General features: G+C 62.6%; 21 protein-coding genes. 8 read left to right on the top strand and 13 right to left on the bottom strand.

Annotated elements, in window-relative coordinates:
* Positions 1-49: 49 nt before the first annotated feature.
* The 3 genes from ABWI03_RS14565 to ABWI03_RS14555 form a co-directional block, all read right to left on the bottom strand.
* Positions 50-1,234 carry a phytanoyl-CoA dioxygenase family protein gene (locus ABWI03_RS14565; RefSeq protein ID WP_298778376.1) on the bottom strand — a complete coding sequence of 395 codons (1,185 nt, stop codon included), beginning with the start codon at positions 1,232-1,234 and terminating at the stop codon, positions 50-52.
* A 172-nt stretch (positions 1,235-1,406) separates the two neighbouring features.
* Entirely contained in the window at positions 1,407-2,183 is a 777-nt protein-coding gene (locus ABWI03_RS14560) for a TIM barrel protein (RefSeq protein WP_283376962.1), read from the bottom strand.
* On the bottom strand, positions 2,180-3,205 hold the full coding sequence (locus ABWI03_RS14555) for a Gfo/Idh/MocA family oxidoreductase (protein WP_298778372.1): 1,026 nt from the start codon (positions 3,203-3,205) through the stop codon (positions 2,180-2,182). The genes ABWI03_RS14560 and ABWI03_RS14555 overlap by 4 nt, the downstream gene beginning before the upstream one ends.
* A gap of 115 nt (positions 3,206-3,320) precedes the next feature.
* On the opposite strand from ABWI03_RS14555, the gene ABWI03_RS14550 reads away from it, so the two are divergent.
* The 4 genes from ABWI03_RS14550 to ABWI03_RS14535 all read left to right on the top strand — a co-directional run bounded on the left by ABWI03_RS14550 (position 3,321) and on the right by ABWI03_RS14535 (position 7,423).
* A complete protein-coding gene (locus tag ABWI03_RS14550) occupies positions 3,321-4,322 on the top strand; it encodes a LacI family DNA-binding transcriptional regulator (protein ID WP_298778370.1) in 1,002 nt (333 codons plus the stop codon).
* Between the two features lie 160 nt (positions 4,323-4,482).
* Positions 4,483-5,484 carry a substrate-binding domain-containing protein gene (locus ABWI03_RS14545; RefSeq protein WP_007727338.1) on the top strand — a complete coding sequence of 334 codons (1,002 nt, stop codon included), beginning with the start codon at positions 4,483-4,485 and terminating at the stop codon, positions 5,482-5,484.
* 64 nt (positions 5,485-5,548) lie between these two features.
* A complete protein-coding gene (locus tag ABWI03_RS14540) occupies positions 5,549-6,607 on the top strand; it encodes an ABC transporter permease (RefSeq protein WP_298778366.1) in 1,059 nt (352 codons plus the stop codon).
* A 3-nt stretch (positions 6,608-6,610) separates the two neighbouring features.
* Positions 6,611-7,423, top strand: coding sequence for an ATP-binding cassette domain-containing protein (locus ABWI03_RS14535; protein WP_007727336.1), 813 nt, complete (start codon positions 6,611-6,613; stop codon positions 7,421-7,423).
* Between the two features lie 58 nt (positions 7,424-7,481).
* Here ABWI03_RS14535 and ABWI03_RS14530 read toward each other — a convergent pair whose 3' ends face one another.
* From ABWI03_RS14530 to ABWI03_RS14515, 4 genes are read right to left on the bottom strand one after another with little or no spacing between them, the layout of a single operon-like run.
* Entirely contained in the window at positions 7,482-8,483 is a 1,002-nt protein-coding gene (locus ABWI03_RS14530; protein ID WP_298778362.1) for a Gfo/Idh/MocA family protein, read from the bottom strand.
* The gene (locus ABWI03_RS14525; protein WP_298778359.1) at positions 8,480-9,346 is read right to left on the bottom strand and encodes a TIM barrel protein; all 867 of its coding nucleotides are present in this window, start codon (positions 9,344-9,346) and stop codon (positions 8,480-8,482) included. The genes ABWI03_RS14530 and ABWI03_RS14525 overlap by 4 nt, the downstream gene beginning before the upstream one ends.
* Complete coding sequence (locus ABWI03_RS14520; RefSeq protein ID WP_298778356.1) at positions 9,343-10,383, bottom strand: Gfo/Idh/MocA family protein; 1,041 nt, start codon at positions 10,381-10,383, stop codon at positions 9,343-9,345. The genes ABWI03_RS14525 and ABWI03_RS14520 overlap by 4 nt, the downstream gene beginning before the upstream one ends.
* Positions 10,383-11,174 (bottom strand): SDR family oxidoreductase, encoded by a 792-nt coding sequence (locus ABWI03_RS14515; RefSeq protein WP_298778354.1) that lies wholly within the window; start codon positions 11,172-11,174, stop codon positions 10,383-10,385. Before ABWI03_RS14515 ends, ABWI03_RS14520 begins: the two co-directional genes overlap by 1 nt.
* A gap of 75 nt (positions 11,175-11,249) precedes the next feature.
* Between ABWI03_RS14515 and ABWI03_RS14510 the strand changes: the two genes are divergently transcribed.
* Positions 11,250-12,272, top strand: a complete 1,023-nt coding sequence (locus tag ABWI03_RS14510) for a LacI family DNA-binding transcriptional regulator (protein ID WP_124566465.1) — start codon at positions 11,250-11,252, stop codon at positions 12,270-12,272.
* A 58-nt stretch (positions 12,273-12,330) separates the two neighbouring features.
* Here the strand turns inward: ABWI03_RS14510 and ABWI03_RS14505 are convergent, their stop codons facing one another.
* From ABWI03_RS14505 to sdhC, 4 genes are read right to left on the bottom strand one after another with little or no spacing between them, the layout of a single operon-like run.
* Complete coding sequence (locus ABWI03_RS14505) at positions 12,331-13,098, bottom strand: succinate dehydrogenase iron-sulfur subunit (RefSeq protein ID WP_003940925.1); 768 nt, start codon at positions 13,096-13,098, stop codon at positions 12,331-12,333.
* Positions 13,098-14,849 carry a succinate dehydrogenase flavoprotein subunit gene (sdhA, locus tag ABWI03_RS14500; protein ID WP_003941011.1) on the bottom strand — a complete coding sequence of 584 codons (1,752 nt, stop codon included), beginning with the start codon at positions 14,847-14,849 and terminating at the stop codon, positions 13,098-13,100. The genes ABWI03_RS14505 and sdhA overlap by 1 nt, the downstream gene beginning before the upstream one ends.
* A gap of 15 nt (positions 14,850-14,864) precedes the next feature.
* On the bottom strand, positions 14,865-15,320 hold the full coding sequence (locus tag ABWI03_RS14495) for a succinate dehydrogenase hydrophobic membrane anchor subunit (protein ID WP_003940699.1): 456 nt from the start codon (positions 15,318-15,320) through the stop codon (positions 14,865-14,867).
* A 1-nt stretch (position 15,321) separates the two neighbouring features.
* The gene (gene sdhC, locus ABWI03_RS14490; RefSeq protein ID WP_185564407.1) at positions 15,322-15,726 is read right to left on the bottom strand and encodes a succinate dehydrogenase, cytochrome b556 subunit; all 405 of its coding nucleotides are present in this window, start codon (positions 15,724-15,726) and stop codon (positions 15,322-15,324) included.
* Between the two features lie 253 nt (positions 15,727-15,979).
* On the opposite strand from sdhC, the gene ABWI03_RS14485 reads away from it, so the two are divergent.
* Genes ABWI03_RS14485 through ABWI03_RS14475 form a run of 3 tightly spaced genes read left to right on the top strand, consistent with a single transcriptional unit; the run spans position 15,980 to position 18,767 of the window.
* Positions 15,980-16,384: a cytidine deaminase gene (locus tag ABWI03_RS14485; RefSeq protein WP_095969016.1), complete on the top strand. Its 405-nt coding sequence runs from the start codon at positions 15,980-15,982 to the stop codon at positions 16,382-16,384.
* A complete protein-coding gene (locus ABWI03_RS14480; protein ID WP_298778347.1) occupies positions 16,377-17,672 on the top strand; it encodes a thymidine phosphorylase in 1,296 nt (431 codons plus the stop codon). The genes ABWI03_RS14485 and ABWI03_RS14480 overlap by 8 nt, the downstream gene beginning before the upstream one ends.
* A 9-nt stretch (positions 17,673-17,681) precedes the next feature.
* Complete coding sequence (locus ABWI03_RS14475; protein WP_095969018.1) at positions 17,682-18,767, top strand: adenosine deaminase; 1,086 nt, start codon at positions 17,682-17,684, stop codon at positions 18,765-18,767.
* Positions 18,768-18,782: 15 nt separating this feature from the next.
* Here ABWI03_RS14475 and ABWI03_RS14470 read toward each other — a convergent pair whose 3' ends face one another.
* Both ABWI03_RS14470 and ABWI03_RS14465 read right to left on the bottom strand, forming a co-directional pair.
* Positions 18,783-20,021: a SatS C-terminal domain-containing protein gene (locus ABWI03_RS14470; protein ID WP_200315613.1), complete on the bottom strand. Its 1,239-nt coding sequence runs from the start codon at positions 20,019-20,021 to the stop codon at positions 18,783-18,785.
* Between the two features lie 47 nt (positions 20,022-20,068).
* Positions 20,069-20,359 carry a YbaB/EbfC family nucleoid-associated protein gene (locus ABWI03_RS14465; protein ID WP_353798749.1) on the bottom strand — a complete coding sequence of 97 codons (291 nt, stop codon included), beginning with the start codon at positions 20,357-20,359 and terminating at the stop codon, positions 20,069-20,071.
* Positions 20,360-20,362: the final 3 nt, after the last annotated feature.

Below are 20,362 nucleotides of genomic sequence, written 5' to 3'. Positions count from 1 at the left end.
CCGACTGACCGGCATTAAGCGGTCCAAGTCTGTTCAGCGCTGCCGTCCCTCAGCTCATTCGTCTCTCGGACTGTGCCTTCAGTAGATCGGCCAGTCGATCAGGTGAGATCCGCTCACGAACCGCCTCCGTCACGAGTTCGGCCTGCGTCTGAGGCGCGAGGCCCTCGATCGGTTGGTCTCGGTCCAGATTGGTCGGGAAGGCGTAGCCCTCGGCAGAGGCTGCGACGGCGCACCGAACTGCGTCGTCGGACCCCGCCTCGCCGAGGGCGAGCAGTGCCGGGTAGATCGCGTTGACGAGTGCTTCCCGGTCGATGGTTCCGAGGGCTCGACCGAAGGCCGACGACACCTGGAGAAGATTTGCCATACGCAGGACGTCGGCGGATTTGTTGTGGCCGGCGGCGTGGAACAGTGCAGGGTTGAAGAAGGCGGCATCTCCCTTCTTCAAAGGTAATTGGACGTAGTTGGCTTCGAAGAACTCCTTGAACTCGGGACGCTCGAACGCGAGGTATCCGGATTCGAATTGCTGAGAGTACGGCAGATACTTCGTCGGCCCCGTCTCGGCCGGCATGTCCACATGGGCGACGGCACCTTGCAAGGTGAGGGCAGGGGTCAAGCGGTGAACATGCGCCCGAAACTTCGCGGCTACGTCGCTCGACATGAAACCGAGGTGGTAGTCGCGATGTGGGTTCTGCTCGGCGCCACCGGGATTGACGACGTTGACGTCCGACGTCACCTGATACATGGGGCCCAGCCAGGCTTCCGAAACCAAATCGACGATGCTGTTCGCGTAGTAGTCCACGTAGGTCCGGGGATCTTCCAGCGCCAACTTCAGTTGTGCACCCCAGATCCGATCGTTGGCGCCAGGCTTGGCGAAGTGATCTCCGGACGCTGCGCCGGATTCGTGTTGGCGCGCAATGAGTTCACGAAAAACCGCGCTGGCGCGATCCAGTATCTCCGCGTCGAACGCGCCTTGAAAGACTGTGATGCCGGGGCCTGTGAGTAACGCCCGGGCGATCTCGTCCTGGATCTCGGCACGGATGTCAGAATTCGCCGATTGCTCGACCAGTGAGTCCGAGCGGTACAGAAGAACGCCGTCGGCCACCGAATCGGCGTACGGGTAATCGGCAAGGTCTGTCTCGTGCGTGACCAGAGCCGCGAAGGCGTCGATGTTGCAGTCTTTTCGGTGCAACCTACCCGCGAACGGCACGGTGTGGTCGGTCAGTGGGGGAGTCATTCGGGACCTTTCCTGCGGTGTTCACGATGAGCTGGTCCTCAAAGACTGCCAAGGTGAAGCCATCGAAACTACCCCTGAAATCCATCAAAAAGCCCTCAGCAAGCGGCCCCGTGGACTGGACCGGTGACGGAAGATCCGCGCGCTGCGACGGGATCACGTTCCCGGGTGAGAGCTAGAGAGTGAAGGCCTTCCGGAAAGCATCGAGTGCGGTGTCACTGTCTCCCGATGCCCACCCCTCCAAACCGATTGTGCCGGTGTATCCCTGCTCGGCGAGAACGCGTGCGATAGCGGGGTAGTTGATCTCGCCCGTGCCGGGTTCACAGCGCCCCGGAACGTCTGCCACTTGAATCTCGCCGATGTTGTCACCACAGCGCCGCACGAGTTCGATGAGATTTCCTTCGCCGATCTGAGCGTGGTAGAGGTCGAGCATCATCCTGAGGTTTGGATGTGAGACGGATTCCACCAGTGCCAGAGTGTCTTTGGCGCGGGCCATCGGTACTCCGGGGTGATCGACGATCGTATTGAGGTTTTCGAGACAGAAGACGACTCCGGCGTCTTCGCCCAGTTGCGCGATCTTCTCCAGAGCGCGTTGGGCCGTCAGCCACATCGCTCCCGTAGTTCGATATTGCGGGCGCGCAGCCTGTCCGTCGACCAGCTCGCCGGTATGGAAGTTCAGCCGGGGAACACCGAGTTTCGCTGCTGGAGCGAGGCACAGCTGCGCCGTGCGGACCAGTTCGGCGCTGCCCGCTTCGTCGAACAAATCGCCGTGGAGGTAGCCGGTCATCGAGGAGAACCGAGCCCCGGTGGCGACCAGAGCATCGAGGTCCTTGTCTTGCCAACTCCAGATCTCGACTGCAAATCCCGCCTCCGAGATCCGCTGGACACGCTCGACGAAGGCGAGTTCGGTGAACGTCATCTCGGCGGAGACCGCCAGGTCGAAGGGGCTCATCGCCGCACCGACAGCAGCGAAACGGGCAGTCCGGTCTCCACGGATTCTTTTGCCGCCAGGGCGATTTCCAGCGCATTGCGGGCATCGAGACCGTCGACTGACGGCGCAGCACCGGAGCGGATGCAGTCGGCGAAATGTGCCAGCTGGGCGACATATGCGTCATGGAACAGTTCGATGTTCACCCGAGGTGTGTCGGCCAGAATGCCCGGTGAGCTGTAATGGCGCATCGCGGTCCGCGTGACCTCGCCTGCGCTGACCATTCCACCGGAACCGAAAACCTCGCCGCGCACGTCGTAACCGTAGGTGGCCTGGAAGTTGGCCTCGGCCGACGCGAGGGCGCCGTTGTCGAAGCGCAACTGAACCATCGACGTATCGAGGTAACCCTGTTCCTTGTACTGCGGGTGGATGAGAGCATCGGCCTGTGCGAACACCTCGACGACGCGTGCGCCGGGGTTGAGCCAGAGCAGAGCGTCGAAGTCGTGAATCAGTGTCTCGTTGAAGATGGTCCACGGTTTGACCCGGGCGGCGACGTCGGCAGTGATGCCAGGATCACGCGTCAGGGAACGCAGTAGCTGTGGGGTTCCGATTCCGCCGGAGGTGATCACGTCGTGGGCCGCCGCGAAATCGGCGGCGAAACGGCGATTGAAACCGACTTGCAGCGCGACGTTGTTCGTGGCGCACGCGTCGATTGCTCGATCGGCGTCCGCGAGTGTCAAAGCCATCGGCTTCTCGCAGAAGACATGTTTGCCGGCCTCCGCAGCCGCGACCACGAGATCGGTATGTGTCGGGGCGGGCGTGCTGATGAGCACCGCCTCGACGTTCGGATCGGCAATCAACGCGAGGGCATCGGTGTGCGCGCGAGCGTCGGGACTGACGCGCTCGATCAATGACGCCGCAGCGCCGGGCACCGGGTCGGCGACGGCGACCAGACGCGTGCCAGGGATGCGCAGAGCGACGGATTCGCCGTGGAAACGGCCGATCCATCCGGCGCCGATGAGACCGACTGCAACAGAGGCAGACATTGGGGCTCCGTTCGGAGTGAGAATGATGAACTAGATCGTTCTAGTGCTGTCAGTAAAGCGCCGGTTGGTCCTCGCGTCAACGTTTCGGCGCATTCTTGCTGGAACGATCTAGTCTGTGGAGGTGAACAGTCGACGTCCCACCTTGCAAGACGTAGCAGACCTGGCCGGTGTGTCACGCGCACTGGTGTCCATCGTCATTCGTGACGTCCCGGGTGCCAGCGATGCGACGCGCGTTCGGGTCAAGGCGGCTGCTGATCAACTCGGCTATCGACCCGATACCGCGGCGCGACTGTTGCGTCAACATCGCAGTCGCTTGATCGGCGTGAGCTACGTTGCAGCGCAGACATTTCACGCGGAGCTGCTCGACGAGATCTACGACGCGGCGGAAAGATTGCGCTACGACGTCGTCCTCAGTGCCGTCTCGGATCGCAGGCCTGGCTCGCGCGCCGTGCGCACCCTTCTCGACGACCGATGCGAGGCGATCTTGCTGTTGGGTTCACAGGCACCGGAATCGGAGATCGTCGACCTGGCCGCCAAGGTTCCCGTCGTCGTGCTCGCCCGGAAGATGCCCTCAGCACGTGTGGACGTTGTCCGCACGGACGACGAGGCGGGCGCCGTGATGGCCGTGAATCATCTCGTCGAACTCGGGCACTGCTCGATCGTCCACGTCGACGGTGGACGCGGTCCCGGCGCTCAGGAGAGGCGTCAGGGCTATCGCAAGGCCATGCGGGCGGCAGGTCTGGAGTCGAGGATTCTTCCGGGCGGTCTCACGGAGGAGTTCGGCGCAGCTGCCGCGCAGTCGATGGTCGAGGGGGGACTACCCGGGGCGGTCTTCGCTTTCAACGATCGCTGCGCACTCGGAGTTCTCGACGTCTTTCTGCGAGCCGGAATCTCGGTGCCGGGCGAGGTGTCCGTGATCGGATTCGACAACAGCGCATTGGCCGGTTTGGCGCACATCGATCTGACCAGCGTCGGGCAGGACACGGCGTTTCTGGGTGGCGCTGCGGTCGAGCGGATCTCCGAACGTCTCGACGGCGGAAGTGGGCCATTGGGAAAGGACATTGTCGTGCAGCCGCAACTTGTGGTTCGAGGTTCAACTGGACCTGCGAGGCGTTGACCAGCTGTTTAGACTCCAACCAGTTTGTTCGGCCTTTGATAAGCAGTCCTAATGTCAGAACAAACTATTGACATTCGACTGTGACGGGTATTACATCTTTCACATACAACCGAGCACCATCCGTTCGCGGGCCGTTGGTTGATGTCGAGAGGGAGTTCACATGTCGTTTCTCACGGGACGCAAGAGCGTTGCCGTACTGGCCGGAGCCTCAGTCGTGGTCTTGGGTCTGGCCGCCTGTTCGAGTACCGGTGGAAAGCCGGATTCCTCAGGATCCGGAATGGGTGCGGGTACGGCGGACACGCCCCGCGCCACCATCGCGATGATCACCCACGAAGTTCCCGGTGACACATTCTGGGATCTGGTGCGCAAGGGCGCCGAAACCGCAGCGGCGAAGGACAACATCGAACTTCGGTACTCTGCCGATCCAGAGGCGCCGAACCAGGCGAACCTGGTTCAGAGCGCGATCGACAGCAAGGTCGACGGGATCGCCGTCACCCTCGCGAAGCCTGACGCCATGGTTGCTGCGGTCCAAAGTGCGACTGCCGCAGGCATTCCGGTGGTCGCCCTCAATTCGGGCCTCGAAACCTGGAAGGACATGGGCGTCAAGGAGTACTTCGGTCAGGACGAGTCGATTGCCGGTGAAGCTGCCGGCGAACGACTCAACACCGAAGGCGCCACCAAGGTGCTGTGCGTCATTCAGGAGCAAGGCAACGTGAGCCTCGAATCACGTTGTGCCGGTGTGAAGAAGTCGTTCAAGGGAACGACGGAGATTCTCAACGTCAACGGCAAGGACATGCCGTCGGTGGAGTCGACGATCACCGCGAAACTTCAACAGGACCCGGCAATCGATCGAGTTCTCGCGCTCGGTGCGCCGTTTGCCTTGACGTCCGTGACGTCGGTCGGCAACGCGGGCAGCAAGGCGAAGGTCGTCACCTTCGACACCAACGCGGCGCTCGTCGACGCCATCAAATCGGGTGACGTGCAGTGGGCAGTGGACCAGCAACCCTTCCTGCAGGGCTATCTCGCCATCGATTCGCTGTGGCTTTACCTCAACAACGGCAACGTGATCGGTGGCGGCTTGCCGACCCTGACCGGACCCGCGTTCATCGACAACACCAACATCGACTCGGTCGCCGAGTACGCCAAGAACGGAACTCGCTGATCCGGGCGCACGGAGGGCTGAGACACCACCCCTCCGTGCGCCTGTCCAGCACGGAAGGGAAATCATGTCCACTCAGGCAGATCTCGACCTTGCCGCCCACAAGGTCGTCACCGATGAACGGGTGAAGGAGCAGAAGCGCATTCAGCGTCTGTTGCTCCGCCCGGAGATGGGTTCACTTGTCGGCGCCATCGCCATCTTCATCTTCTTCTGTATCGTCGCGGCACCGTTCCGTACGCCGGAAGCGCTTGCGACAGTGCTCTACTCCAGCTCTACGATCGGTATCATGGCTTGTGCCGTCGCCCTGCTCATGATCGGCGGCGAGTTCGACCTCTCCGCCGGCGTCGCAGTCACCACGTCCTCACTCGCCGCGTCGATGATCGCCTACAACCTGCACCTCAATCTGTGGGTGGGCGCGATTCTGGCGCTGGTCGTCTCGCTCGCGGTCGGATTCTTCAACGGCTACCTCGTCATGAAGACGAAGATTCCCAGCTTCCTCATCACCTTGAGTTCGTTCTTGATGTTGACCGGTATCAACCTGGCCGTTACCAAGCTCGTGAGTGGTCAGGTTGCAACACCCAGCGTCTCCGACATGGCCGGATTCGATTCCGCCAAAAAGGTATTCGCATCGTCGTTCTCGGTTTTCGGGGTGTCGGTCAGGATCACGGTGGTGTGGTGGCTGCTGTTCACCGCCATCGCCACGTTTGTTTTGTTCAAGACCAAGATCGGCAACTGGATCTTCGCGGTCGGCGGCAATCAGGACAGCGCACGCGCGATCGGTGTCCCGGTGACCGCAGTCAAGATCGGTCTGTTCATGACCGTCGGTTTTGCCGCCTGGTTCGTCGGCATGCATCTGCTGTTCTCGTTCAACACCGTTCAGTCCGGACAGGGCGTCGGTAACGAGTTCCTGTACATCATTGCCGCAGTCATCGGCGGTTGCTTGCTCACCGGTGGTTACGGAACCGCGATCGGCGCTGCGATCGGTGCATTCATCTTCGGTATGACCAACCAGGGCATCGTCTACGCAGGCTGGAACCCGGACTGGTTCAAGTTCTTCCTCGGCGCCATGCTGCTGTTCGCGGTCATCGCCAACAACGCATTCCGCAACTACGCTGCGAAAAGGTGACACATGAGTACCACAGCTGAAGTTCCCGCTCTCTCGAACTCGGGCGGCAACGTGCCACTGATCGAACTCAAGGACGTCGGTAAGCAATACGGAAACATCATCGCGCTCAAGGGCATCAACCTGCGCGTCGGCGCGGGTGAAGTGACCGGCGTGCTCGGTGACAACGGTGCCGGCAAGTCCACGCTGATCAAGATCATCGCCGGACTGCACCAGCAGAGCGAAGGTGAACTGCTCGTCGACGGCGAACCGACCACGTTCCACTCTCCGAAAGAAGCCCTCGGCAAAGGCATTGCGACGGTCTATCAGGATCTCGCCGTCGTCGCGCTGATGCCGGTGTGGCGCAACTTCTTCCTCGGCCAGGAACTTCGTAAGGGCGGCCTCATCAAGTCACTCGACGCCAACGCCATGCGCGCGACGACGCTCTCGGAACTGTCGAAGATGGGCATCGAACTGCCCGACGTCGACGCACCGATCGGCAGCCTCTCGGGCGGACAGCGTCAGTGCGTTGCCATCGCCCGCGCCATCTTCTTCGGCGCGCGTGTGCTGATTCTCGACGAGCCGACCGCAGCGCTCGGCGTCAAGCAGTCAGGAATGGTGTTGCGCTACATCACCGCTGCCAAGGAACAGGGATTCGGCGTCATCTTCATCACGCACAATCCGCACCACGCCTACATGGTCGGAGATCACTTCGTACTCCTCAACCGAGGACGTCAGAAACTCGACGCCAAATACGACGACATCTCGCTCGAAGAACTCACCAAGGAGATGGCGGGCGGTGACGAGCTCGAGACACTGACCCACGAGCTTCGCCGCTAGATCGAAACCTTACGACTGCAGCCTCGGTTCGACTCGAACCGAGGCCGCAGTCGTTTCGTCAGATGATGGTTGTCGGCCGAGCCCCGAGGCCGGAATGCACGTACGCCTCGTCGATCAACGTCATATTGGCTACGGCGTCGGCCGGCCCGATGGGTAGCGTTGAGACCCCGGACAGATGATCGGCCAACGCCTCGAGTTGGTAGGTGTACGACGACTTCGTACCCAGATGCTCGACGCTCGTGCGCCCACTCGCCGTGACAGAGACACGGTCGTCGACGTCCGGTTGGAGGAAGTTGTGCACCAGGACGTCTCCGTTGGTTCCGAAGACCCGGAAGGTGAAGTGGTACTGCTCGTCCAACATCGTTGTCACAACGGATGCCGTGGCGCCGCCGGGATACTCGAGTTCGATGTCGAACCACGAATCGACCCCCGGAGCATGTTCCTCGTGGCGCGTCTCGGTGACACTCGGTGCACCGCCGCATGCGTCACCCAGCGTTCGGGATGCATGTAATCCGTAGCAGCCCAAGTCCATCAGTGACCCGCCTGCCAAGGCGAGCTCCCACCGCGGGTCGTTCTCGGATGGTTTGGGCATCCGCAGTACGGTTTCCACCCGAGTGACCGCGCCGACTGTGCCGCTCCGAACCACATCCAACAGGCGCCGGTTCACCGGATGAAAGAGGTAGTGGAACCCCTCGAGCAGCGTCACTCCGCTCACGCATGCTGCGTCGGCTACAGCACGCGCTTCCACCGCGTTGCTCGAAAACGGTTTCTCCGTCAGCACGTGCTTGCCGGCCTGAACGGCGGCGAGATTCCACGGCCCGTGCAGGCTGTTGGGCAGCGCGTTGTAGACGATGTCCACCTCCGGATCCGAGATCAGCTCGGCGTACGAACCGACAACCCGTTCGATTCCATGTTGTTCCGCATAGGCTTCGGCCCGCTCGGGGCTGCGTGCGGCAACGGCCACCAGGCGGTGCCCAGTGGCCGTTGCAGGTTTGATCATCGCGTTCTCGGCGATGCGTGACGCTCCCAGAATGCCGATTCGCAGCGGAGTGACCGTCACAGAACCGACCGCAGATACTCGACGCTGGCTCGCACATCGCGCACCGGTCCCTCGTCGGACGGGGCCTCGGTCAAAATGGTGTCCTGCTCGAGCACGTACCACCCGTCGAAACCGTGGCGCTGCAATATGGCTGTGACACCGGCGATGTCGACGTCGCCGCCACCGAGCGGGCGGTACATTCCCGCCTTGACTCCGTCGGTGTAGGTGAGCTCACCGCTGCGAACGCGTGATGCGAGGGCATCGTCGACGTCCTTGAGATGTACGTGGGTGACGCGCTCGGGAGCCTGACGTGCCAGGTCGACGGGATCGGTGCCGCCGATCAACAGATGGCCGGTGTCGAGGCACAGTGGGATGGCCGAGCCGTCGAGTACTCGAAGGACCTCGTCGCGTTGCTCGATCATCGTTCCGACGTGAGGGTGGACGACCGCCCGAATGCCACGCTCGGCCGCGGCGTCAGCGAGGCGATCGAGATTGTGCAGCAGGGTTTTCCAACTCTGCTCGCCTAGTTCCGGACGTGAATCGTAGCCGTCGGAGCCCGTCGCGGCAGCCAGGACCAGAACTTCGGCGCCTGAGGCGACAAAACCGTCGAGGATGGGGGAGATGCCGGGCACCGGATCATGTTCGTGATCATGCAGTAGAACCGGTGCAAACCCGCCGACTGCGCTCAGATCGTGATCCGCGAGAACTCTGGCCATCTCGGCGGGTGCTGTCGGCAGAAAGCCCTCCGGTCCGATTTCCGTTGCCGCCAGACCGACTTCGCGCATTTCGCGGAGAACCTGCGCTGGGTCGAGTTGGTAGCCCCAGCCCGGGACTTCGCACACACCCCAGGAGATCGGTGCGCCGGCGATGCGGGGAGTGTTCATGTGTGTGCCTCATTCTTGTCGTGAAGGAACAGATCTTTGACTTCGGTGATCGTGACGGGCCGACCCTCGCGCAGAGAGTGCGTTGCAGCTTCGGAGATCCAGGCCGACTCGACTGCATCCGCGGGGGTACAGGGTGATTCCCGACGCCCGGCGATTACGTCGAGGAATGCTTCGAGTTCCGCACGGTAGGCGGAGGTGAAGCGGTCCATGAAGAACGTGTACGGCGCCTTCGCGGGAAACGAGATTCCGGGGTCGAGCGAGCGGAGTGGCAAACGGTCGTCGAGTCCCGCAGCGACGGAGTCTCTCGAGCCGAGGACTTCGAGCCGGCAGTCGTGCCCGCGACCGTTGTAGCGGGTGTTCGACACGACCGCGATGGTTCCGCCTTCGAAAGTGAGAACCGTTGCGGCGGTATCGACGTCACCGGTCTCGGCGATCGCCCGGTCGCCCTGATTCGAACCAGTCGCAAAAACCGTGGTGACTTCGCGGCCGCTGACCCACCGGACGATGTCGAAATCGTGGATCGAGCAGTCGCGGAAGATGCCGCCGGAGTGTTCGATGTACGAGATCGGCGGGGGAGCGGGATCGAGGGTCGTCGATCGGAGAGTGTGTATCCAACCGAGTTCGCCGGATCGAACTGCGTCGTACGCCGCCACGAATGACGGGTCGAACCGGCGCTGAAATCCGATCTGGACCGGTACCGACGTCAGCTCGACGGCTTCGAGTACACGAACAGAAGATTCGATGGAATCGGCGACGGGCTTTTCGCAGAACGTCGGGATTCCACGGCGAACAGCGGCTTCGATCAGCTCGGCGTGCGAACTCGACGACGCGGCCACCAGTATGCCGTCGACTCCCGAGGCGAAAAGCGCGTCGGGATCGGCAGCGGACTCCACATCGAGTTCGGTTGCCACGTCCGAGGTTCGACGTGCGTCGACGTCCGTGACAACCATTGAGTCGACGCCGTCCATCGCGAGCAAGTTTCGGGCGTGGTAGCTGCCGATTCTTCCGAGTCCGACGACTCCGATGCGAGCGCCCATCAGTCCAGCCCTCCGAAGACGTTCTGGTCCCAGTCGATGATCGAACCCGTCACGACTCCGCTCCGATCGGAGAGCAGGAACAAGACGAAGTCGGCGATTTCGTCGACCTGGCCGAGCTTGCCCATGGGAAGGGTGCTGCCCGCGCGTTCCTGCCAGTCGTCGCCCGCGTCGTGAAAAGCCCTCTGTGTGAGGTCTTCTCCCTCGGTCTGTGTCCACCCGATGTCGAGACCGTTGATCCGGATCCGATCCCAGCGATGCGCGTGGGCGGCGTTGCGCGTCAGTCCCGCCAGCCCGGCCTTCGCTGCCACGTACGGCGCGAGATACGGCTGGCCGCCGAGTTCGGACGTGGAGATGATGTTGACGATGGACCCCGCAACCGCACGCTCACGCATGTCCTTGACGGCGGCCTGCATCGTGAAGAACGGACCGCGAAGGTTCACCGCGATGTGCTGGTCGAAGAGTTCCTCGGTGGTGTCGAGCAGAGTTCCGCGGGAGGTGAGCCCGGCGGAATTGACCAGAGCATCCACACGGCCGAAGTGAGAGATCGTCTCGGCCACGCTGGCGAGTGCGGAATCCGTCTGTGCCACATCGGCTTCGATGAAGTGGGTTCCCGGTAGTTCTGCCTCGAGCGCTGTTCCGACGTCCGGGCGTCGGCCGGTGAAAGCCACCTGAGCGCCCTCACGGACTGCGGCGCGCACGACGCCGGCACCGACGCCTTGGGAGCCGCCACTGACCAGCAGGACGGTGTCGGTCAGGAGTGCGGGCCTGGTTACGCCCGGCGGTGAAGTCATGGGTTTAGTCTGGCTGTGACGAAGACCTCGAGCAACAGCGAAAAACCATCAAATATCCATCATTGTGAGGTAGTTGTGGCGCATCGATTCAAAGTGCGGGAGATTGCCCAGCAGTCTGGCCTGAGTGAGGCCACCGTCGACCGGGTGCTCAACGACCGTCCTGGAGTTCGTGAGGGCACACGATCGGAGGTTCGCCAGGCGATCACGGACCTGGAACGCCAACGCTCGCAATTGAAATTGGTCGGCCGCACGTTCATCGTCGACGTCGTGTTGCAAACTCCCGCACGGTTTTCCGACGCCGTCCGTGACGCGCTCGAGGCCGAACTGCCGACCCTTGCGCCCGCAGTGGTGCGGTCTCGGTTCCACTTTCGTGAAACCGGTTCGGTAGAAGCGATGACGTCGACGCTCGACAAGATTCGCCGGCGCGGCTCCCACGGAGTCATCGTCAAGGCTCCCGACACTCCGGAAGTCGTGGCGGCGATCGACCGGTTGGTGGCGGCAAAGATTCCGGTCGTCACGTTGGTGACCGACGTTGCCGGCAGCAGGCGAGCCGCCTACATCGGCATCGACAACCGGGCCGCCGGAGCCACCGCCGCGTACTTGATAGATCAGTGGCTGGGGGATCGGGACGGCAACGTGCTGGTGAGCATGAGTAGCGGATTCTTTCGCGGGGAGGAAGAACGGGAGATGGGATTCCGCTCCGCCATGCGCGTCTCGGCTCCGCATCGACGGCTGATCGACATTCCGAACAGCGACGGACTGGATCAGACGAGTAGGAAACTGGTGCGAGCGGCACTCGAATCCGATCCACAGATCCGGGCCGTCTATTCGATCGGTGGCGGCAACGTGGCCACGGTCGACGCGTTCGAAGAACTGAACCGGGAGTGCAGTGTCTTCGTCGCCCACGATCTCGACGGAGACAACCGAAAGCTGCTGGGGGAGAGGCGAATATCGGCGGTGCTCCACCACGATCTGCGGGCGGATGTTCGCACTGCCTGTCAGGTGGTCATGAACGAACACGGCGCCATGGGCGCTCACTTCGGCTTTACGACGTCACCGGTTCAGGTCGTGACACCGCTCAACATGCCCCCGACATAGCTGTGCGCGGTTAAGGAGTCCGGAGACTCCCTAACCGCGCACAGGGCCGAAGGCCCGACTACCGAGCGAAGAGCAGCGCTCGCTTGACTTCCTGAATTGCCTTCGTCACCTGGATGCCACGGGGGCACGCGTCGGTGCAGTTGAACGTGGTGCGGCAACGCCACACGCCGTCCTTGTCGTTCAGGATGTCGAGACGCTCGGAAGCGGCCTCGTCACGGCTGTCGAAGATGAACCGGTGTGCGTTCACGATGGCAGCGGGACCGAAGTAGCTGCCGTCGCTCCAGTACACGGGGCACGATGTGGTGCAGCATGCGCAGAGGATGCACTTCGTCGTGTCGTCGAAACGAGCACGGTCGTGCTGGCTCTGGATGCGCTCACGAGTGGGCTCGTTGCCACTGGTGATGAGGAACGGCTTCACGGCGCGGAATGCGTCGAAGAAGGGCTCCATGTCGACAACCAGGTCCTTCTCGACGGGCAGGCCCTTGATGGGCTCGACCGTGATGGTGACCGGCTTGCCGTCCTTGGGCAGCATGTCCTTCATCAGCAGCTTGCAGGCCAGACGGTTCACACCGTTGATCCGCATCGCGTCCGATCCACAGACACCGTGTGCGCAGCTGCGACGGAACGTGAGGGTGCCGTCGAGGTAGCCCTTCACGTACAGCAGCAGGTTGAGCAGACGGTCGGTGGGCAGTGCCGGGACCTGGAAACTGTCCCAGTGCTGGCCCTCGCCCGATTCAGGGTTCATCCGCGCGATCTTGAGAGTGACCATGACGGCCCCCTCGGGAACAGCGGGGAGTTTGGGTGCATCTACAGCAGGCGCAGACATCAGTACTTACGCTCCATCGGCTCGTAGCGGGTCTGGATCACCGGCTTGTAGTCCAGACGGATGTCGGAGAGCAGGCCGTCACCCTCCTTGTACGCCATCGTGTGCTTCATGTACTCGGCGTCGTTGCGATCCGGGAAGTCCTCGCGAGCGTGGCCGCCGCGCGATTCCTTGCGGTTGAGGGCGCCGACGACGGTGACCTCTGCCATTTCGAGGAGGAAGCCCAGCTCGATGGCCTCGAGCAGGTCGCTGTTGTAGCGCTTGCCCTTGTCCTGGACCGTGATGTGGTTGTAGCGCTCCTTGAGAGCACGCACATCCTTGAGTGCCTGGGTGAGGCGCTCTTCGGTGCGGAAGACGGAAGCGTTGTTGTCCATCGACTGCTGCAGCTCGGTCCGGATGTCCGCAACGCGCTCGTGGCCGTGATCGGACAGGATGACGCCGACCCAGTCTTCGACCATTGCAGCCGGGGTTTCCGGCATGTCGACGAACTCGGTGGAGTTCGCGTACTCGGCGGCAGCGATGCCGGCGCGACGACCGAACACGTTGATGTCGAGGAGCGAGTTGGTACCGAGACGGTTTGCACCGTGTACGGAGACGCAGGCGCATTCGCCGGCGGCGTACAAGCCCTTGACGATCTCGTCGTTGTTGCGCAGCACCTCACCGTTGATCTTGGTGGGGATACCGCCCATGACGTAGTGGCACGTCGGGTAGACGGGCACGGGCTCCTTGACGGGGTCCACGCCGAGGTAGGTGCGCGAGAACTCCATGATGTCGGGGAGCTTCTCGTCGAGAACTTCCTCGGGGATGTGGGTCACGTCGATGTAGACGTAGTCCTTGTTCGGGCCGGCGCCGCGGCCTTCGAGAACCTCGAGGACCATCGAGCGCGCCACGATGTCACGGGGAGCGAGGTCCTTGATGGTGGGGGCGTAACGCTCCATGAAGCGTTCACCGTCGGCATTACGGAGAATGCCACCTTCACCACGGACGGCTTCCGAGATCAGGATGCCGAGGCCGGCGAGTCCTGTCGGGTGGAACTGGTGGAACTCCATGTCCTCGAGGGGCAGGCCCTTGCGGAAGATGATGCCCATGCCGTCACCGGTGAGAGTGTGCGCGTTGGACGTCGTCTTGTACATGCGTCCCGAGCCGCCGGTCGCGAAGACGATCGACTTGGCGTGGAAGATGTGCAGCTCGCCGGTCGAGAGCTCGTAGCAGATGACGCCGGTGGCAACCGGGCCGTCCTCGGTCTCGGTGATGGCGATGTCGAGCGCGTAGAACTCGTTGAAGAACTCGACGTCGTGCTTGACGCAGTTCTGGTAGAGCGTCTGCAGGATCATGTGACCGGTGCGGTCGGCTGCGTAACACGCACGGCGGACGGGTGCCTTGCCGTGGTCACGGGTGTGGCCACCGAATCGACGCTGGTCGATCTTGCCTTCGGGCGTGCGGTTGAACGGCAGACCCATCTTCTCGAGGTCGAGCACCGCATCGATGGCCTCTTTGGCCATGATCTCGACGGCGTCCTGGTCGGCGAGGTAGTCGCCGCCCTTGACGGTGTCGAAGGTGTGCCACTCCCAGTTGTCTTCCTCCACGTTCGCCAGTGCGGCACACATGCCGCCCTGGGCCGCGCCGGTGTGGCTGCGGGTGGGGTAGAGCTTGGTCAGTACGGCCGTGCGGGCACGGGGGCCGGCTTCGATCGCCGCACGCATGCCTGCGCCACCGGCGCCGACGATGACCACGTCATAACGATGTTCCTGCATGAAGTCTGTGCTCCCCTAGCTCGCCGAGATATTGGGGTCGAAGGTGAAGATGACGTACGTGCCCAGGCCCATGATCAGGATCATCGAGAGAACGAGGATCGTGGTCAGCCAGAAGCGCGTGGAGTCCTTGCGGGAGTAGTCCGCGATGACCGTGCGCAGACCGTTACCGCCGTGCAGCTGTGCCAGCCACAACATCGTCAGATCCCAGAACTGCCAGAACGGGCTGGACCAGCGACCTGCGACGAATGCGAAGTTCAAACGGTGAACGCCACCGTCGAGCATCAGCATGATGAACATGTGGCCCAGGACCAGAACGATCAGGGCGACGCCGGAGAAGCGCATGAACAGCCATGCGTACAACTCGAAGTTGTTCCGAGCCTTCGCGCGCGGGGACCGCGGGTTGTCCAGGCTTGCGGGACGGTCGTATGAGGTGCCCAAGCTCTTGGCTTCGGGTCCGTGAGTAGTCGCCATGTCAGTGCTCCGCAAACATGTTGATGAGGATGCGTCCGGCGCCCGGGATCATCACCAGGAACCAGATCGTCAGAATGGTCCAGAGCATGACGCGCTGGTACTTCGGGCCCTTCGACCAGAAGTCCACCAACATCACGCGCACGCCGTTGAGGGCGTGGTAGAGGACTACGCCGACGAGGCCGATCTCCATGAGGCCGACGACGGGGTTCTTGTACGTGTCGATGACGGCGTCGTACGTATCGGGATTGACCCGGACGAGTGCCGTATCGAGAACGTGTACGAATAGGAAGAAGAAAGTAGCGACGCCTGTGATCCGGTGTAGAACCCAGGACCACATTCCGGGGTCGCCCCGGTAAAGCGACCTCGTGCGCTCCTTCTGAGGAGCGGCTTCAGTCGTAGTACTCATCGAGTGCTGTGCCTCCAACGTCATTGGTGGACGCGTCGAGCCTGCAGAGAGCTTCGATGTACCTCAGCCCGGGCTCGACGGGATCCTGAACCGACTTGACTCAGACTCTAAACCTATGTGAAACCGGGAACTAATCAGATGCGGGATTCGTACGCGTACCAAACTCTTTGTAAGGTTTGCCTTTCCAATCTCTGCGAGACGGTTACGGCGTGGTTTCTGCATCCATTCAGTCAGCGTGATTGGATATCGAACCATGGGTGACATCGACTGGAAGTTGTTGCGGCACAACGCGCAAGTGGTCATGCGGAGGGCATACGCGCCGTACTCGGGATATGCGGTGGGTGCAGCTGCCCTGGTAGACGATGGCCGAATCGTCTCAGGATGCAATGTGGAAAATGTCTCATACGGTTTGAGCCTGTGTGCCGAGTGTGGACTCGTCGGTAACTTGGCGGCCTCCGGGGGTGGGCGGCTGGTGGCCTTCACGTGCTGCGACGCGAAGGGGTCGATTCTGATGCCCTGCGGCCGGTGTAGACAGCTTCTTCTCGAACACGGCGGGGGTGAGATGCTGGTCGACACGAGCAGTGGTTTCAGGCCGCTGAGCGAACTGTTGCCCGATGCTTTCGGGCCGGAACAAGCAGAAGGGCTCCGCCATGTTTGACGCAGTTTCCATCATCGGCGCCAAGCGTGACGGTCGCGAGCTGTCGGGAACCGAGATCGACTGGATAGTTCAGGCGTTCACGCAGGGGGTCGTCGGCGACGAACAGATGTCGGCGCTCGCGATGGCGATCTATTTCCGCGGAATGTCGCGGGCGGAGACCGGTCGATGGACCGAGGCGATGATCGAATCCGGCGGGAGGATGGACTTTTCGGACTTGCCGCTGCCCACCGTCGACAAGCATTCGACCGGTGGCGTGGGGGACAAGATCACCCTTCCGCTCGCGCCCCTCGTCGCTGCGTGTGGTCTTGCAGTCCCGCAGTTGTCGGGACGCGGACTCGGTCATACCGGTGGAACTCTCGACAAGCTCGAGTCCATTCCGGGTTGGCGAGCCGACCTCACGGCGACGGAGATGGTCGACATTCTCGCGGACCCGAAAATCGGCGCCGTGATCTGTGCTGCCGGAGCGAACCTGGCCCCCGCCGACAAGAAGCTCTACGCGCTGCGCGACGTGACGGGAACGGTGGAATCCATTCCGCTGATCGCAAGTTCGATCATGAGCAAGAAGATTGCCGAGGGAACCGGCGCCCTGGTGCTCGACGTCAAAGTCGGTTCCGGAGCGTTCATGAAAGACCTCGGCGACGCGCGAGAGTTGGCACGCACGATGGTCGAGCTGGGCAACGACGCCGGCGTGCGTACCAGTGCTCTCATCACCGGGATGGACACCCCGCTGGGATTGACAGCGGGCAACGCTCTCGAGGTACGTGAATCCGTCGAGGTGCTGGCCGGCGGCGGGCCCTCGGACGTCGTCGAGCTGACCCTGGTCCTGGCTCGGGAGATGCTGTCCGCGGCTGGGATCGACGGGATCGACCCAGCAGACAAACTGGCCGACGGCACGGCCATGGACCGGTGGCGCGCGATGATCGCCGCCCAAGGTGGGGACCCGCACGCAGCACTGCCGGTGGCCAGGCACAGCGACGTCGTCACCGCGGACCGAGACGGCATCCTGACTCGACTCGACGCCATGGCGGTGGGCGTCGCAGCCTGGAAACTGGGAGCCGGACGCGAACGGCAGGGTGAAGCCGTGCAGGCCGGTGCCGGCGTCGAGCTGCACGCAAAGCCTGGCGACGCGGTCCGCGCCGGACAGAAGCTGATGACACTGCATACCGACACACCTGAGAGATTCGACGCTGCGCGTCGAAGCCTCGGCGGTGGCTGGTCGATCGGGACGGAATCCGACACCGTTGCGCGCCCGCTGCTCATCGAGCGAATTGTGGGTGATTCGCGTTAGCGTTGGCGAATGAACGCACCGGAGTTGACCACGATCCGCAGCGCGCCCAAAGTTCTACTCCACGACCACCTTGACGGAGGACTCCGGCCCGAGACCGTTCTCGAACTGGCCGAGCAGTGTGGATACGACGGACTTCCGGCGAATTCGGCATCCGAACTGGCGCAATGGTTCCGGACTGCCGCCGACAGTGGATCGCTCGAGCTCTACCTCGAGACTTTCGCGCACACCGTCGCCGTGATGCAGACCCCGGAAGGGCTCGCACGGGTAGCGCGTGAGTGTGCCGAGGACCTGGCCGACGACAACGTCGTCTACGCCGAAATCCGATTTGCGCCCGAGCAGCACCTGGAACAGGGCCTGACCTTGGACGAGGTCGTCGAGCACGTGCTCGAAGGTTTCCGAGCCGGCGAATCCGCGGCCAGGGTCGCGGGACGGGAGATCCGAATCGGGTGTCTCCTGACGGCGATGAGGCATGCCGCCCGGTCACGAGAGATCGCCGAACTCGCCGTACGATTCCGGGACCGCGGGGTGGTCGGTTTCGACATCGCCGGTGCCGAGGCCGGAAACCCGCCGAGCCGGCACCTCGACGCATTCGAATACATGCGTGATGCAAACGCTCACTTCACGATCCACGCGGGCGAGGCCTTCGGATTGCCGTCGATCCACGAAGCCATCGCCTTCTGCGGAGCGGACCGGTTGGGGCACGGCGTGCGGATCGTCGACGACATCGACGTGAACGGCCGAGATGGGGCAGAGTTGGGTCGACTCGCGAACTACGTCCGTGACATGCGCATTCCCCTCGAACTGTGCCCGAGTTCGAACGTGCAGACCGGAGCCGTGGCTGCGCTGGCCGACCATCCGTTCGGACTGTTGGCGGACTTGCGCTTCCGCGTGACCGTCAACACCGACAACAGACTGATGAGCGATACCACCATGAGTCGGGAAATGGCAGCGCTGGTCGAGACCTTCGGTTACGGCTGGACCGATCTGGAACGTTTCACCATCAACGCGATGAAGTCGGCCTTCATCCCGTTCGACGAGCGCCTAGCGTTGATCGACGACGTGATCAAGCCGGGCTACGCCGTGCTCATCGGCTAGAGGCCGGTCACCGGTCTACTCGGGCCGCAGCCGAGCCTCGAACTCACGCTCGAGTTCGCGCCAGGTCTCGGATTCCTTCGTGAACGGTGCGCTCGGAGCCATCCGCGACGGATCGGGGTTGAGGAGGTACGAGACGTACCAGCCCAGCTCGTTCGATGCGGACAGAATTTCCTCGGTGGAGTCGTCGTCGGCGAAATCAGCTGCATCGGTGAACAATTCGACGGCGAGTTCCAGTTGCTCGGCGTCGACGACGTCGGGGCCCTGGGCGAGATCGTCGGCGATGCCGGGCAGGACGTAGACGTTCTCGTCCGTGACTTCGATTTCGAGAGAACCGTCGACGGCAGCATTCTGAATTTCGCCGTACGTGCTGACCTGCGAGAGATCGTGTTCGTGGTTGTCGGCGAGGTACCGAGCGAGTGCGCGCTCGCTACGGAAGACGGTGATCAGTCCGTCCTTGCCGAGGAAGATCGCCTGATCACCCATGTAGCAGCGCAGAGTGTAGAACGTCTCGGCCGAGGTGATGATGCGGATCGGGTCGACGCCGACCTCGCCCCAGAAAGTCTCGACGTCGTCTTCGTCCTCGTCGAGGTCGTCTTCGTCGAATTCCTCGTCCTCGCCCTCTTCGGCGACATCGTCTGCATCGACGGTGTTCTCGGCGGCAGCGAGCAGTTCGGCTTCGGCGACCGCCACGGCAGCTGCATCGACCTTCGGGGAGGTGACCACCTTGTCGATGGCGTCGAGCACGGCGTCCCAGTCCTTGACGATCGCAGCGCCGACCTGATCCCACAGCTCGAGGCCTTCGCGGCCTTCGAAGGTGCCGGCTCCGGTGGCAAGTGCTCCGAGTACCGGATGGCCGCTGAAGAAGCGGATGACTGCGTCGAGTTCGCACACCTCACCGATGTTGCGAGCCATGTTCAGGGTGTCTTCGAGTTCCGAGACCACCAGTGCCTCAGGGTCGCCTGCGGCCAGTTCGGGCACGCCGACGAAGTCGAAGGTGAAGTTCTCCTCCGGTTCGAGCTCGGCTGCCGACAGTCCGGAAACGACGGCCCACGCCGGATGCTCGACCAGATCGTTGTCGGAATCCGTTCGGATGAAGGCCGCGAGTTCTGCGACGGAGGAGAACCCGTACAGGTCTTCCTCATGGCCGAGAAACGCTTCCCACTCGTCGTCGCCCTCGCGCCAGCGGGGAGCCCACAAAGTGACGAGGTCTCCGTCGGTGAGTCCGATTTCGATAGGGACGATGTCTCCAGCCATGGGCGGAAGCCTATCCACCGCAGAGCGAAAGGCATAGCGGGGGTTCGTCACGTTTGTTTCAGTGCCACTCGGAGCTCACTGACCAGTCGCTCTCGTTCGTCGTTTGACTGTTGAACTGCCTGGTGAATGGTTGCCACCGTCAATGCGGCCACCGTGCGAGAATTCATCGCGGTGATTGCGTCGGTTACCCGTAGGTCGACCAGAGCGCCCAGCCCGTCGACAGTTGCCGTGACTATCCCACCCTCGCTCGAGACGACTACCCGCAGAGCGTTGACCCCGTCGACGGCGTCCTGCAAGAGTCCGGTCCGGTGTTTCGCCAGCTCCATGATTCGATCCATCTC

The organism is Rhodococcus baikonurensis, from assembly GCF_040489275.1.
Taxonomy (GTDB): Bacteria; Actinomycetota; Actinomycetes; order Mycobacteriales; family Mycobacteriaceae; genus Rhodococcus_F; species Rhodococcus_F baikonurensis.
Note: the sequence above shows the minus strand (reverse complement) of the source record. Positions and strands in the feature narration are given on the sequence as shown.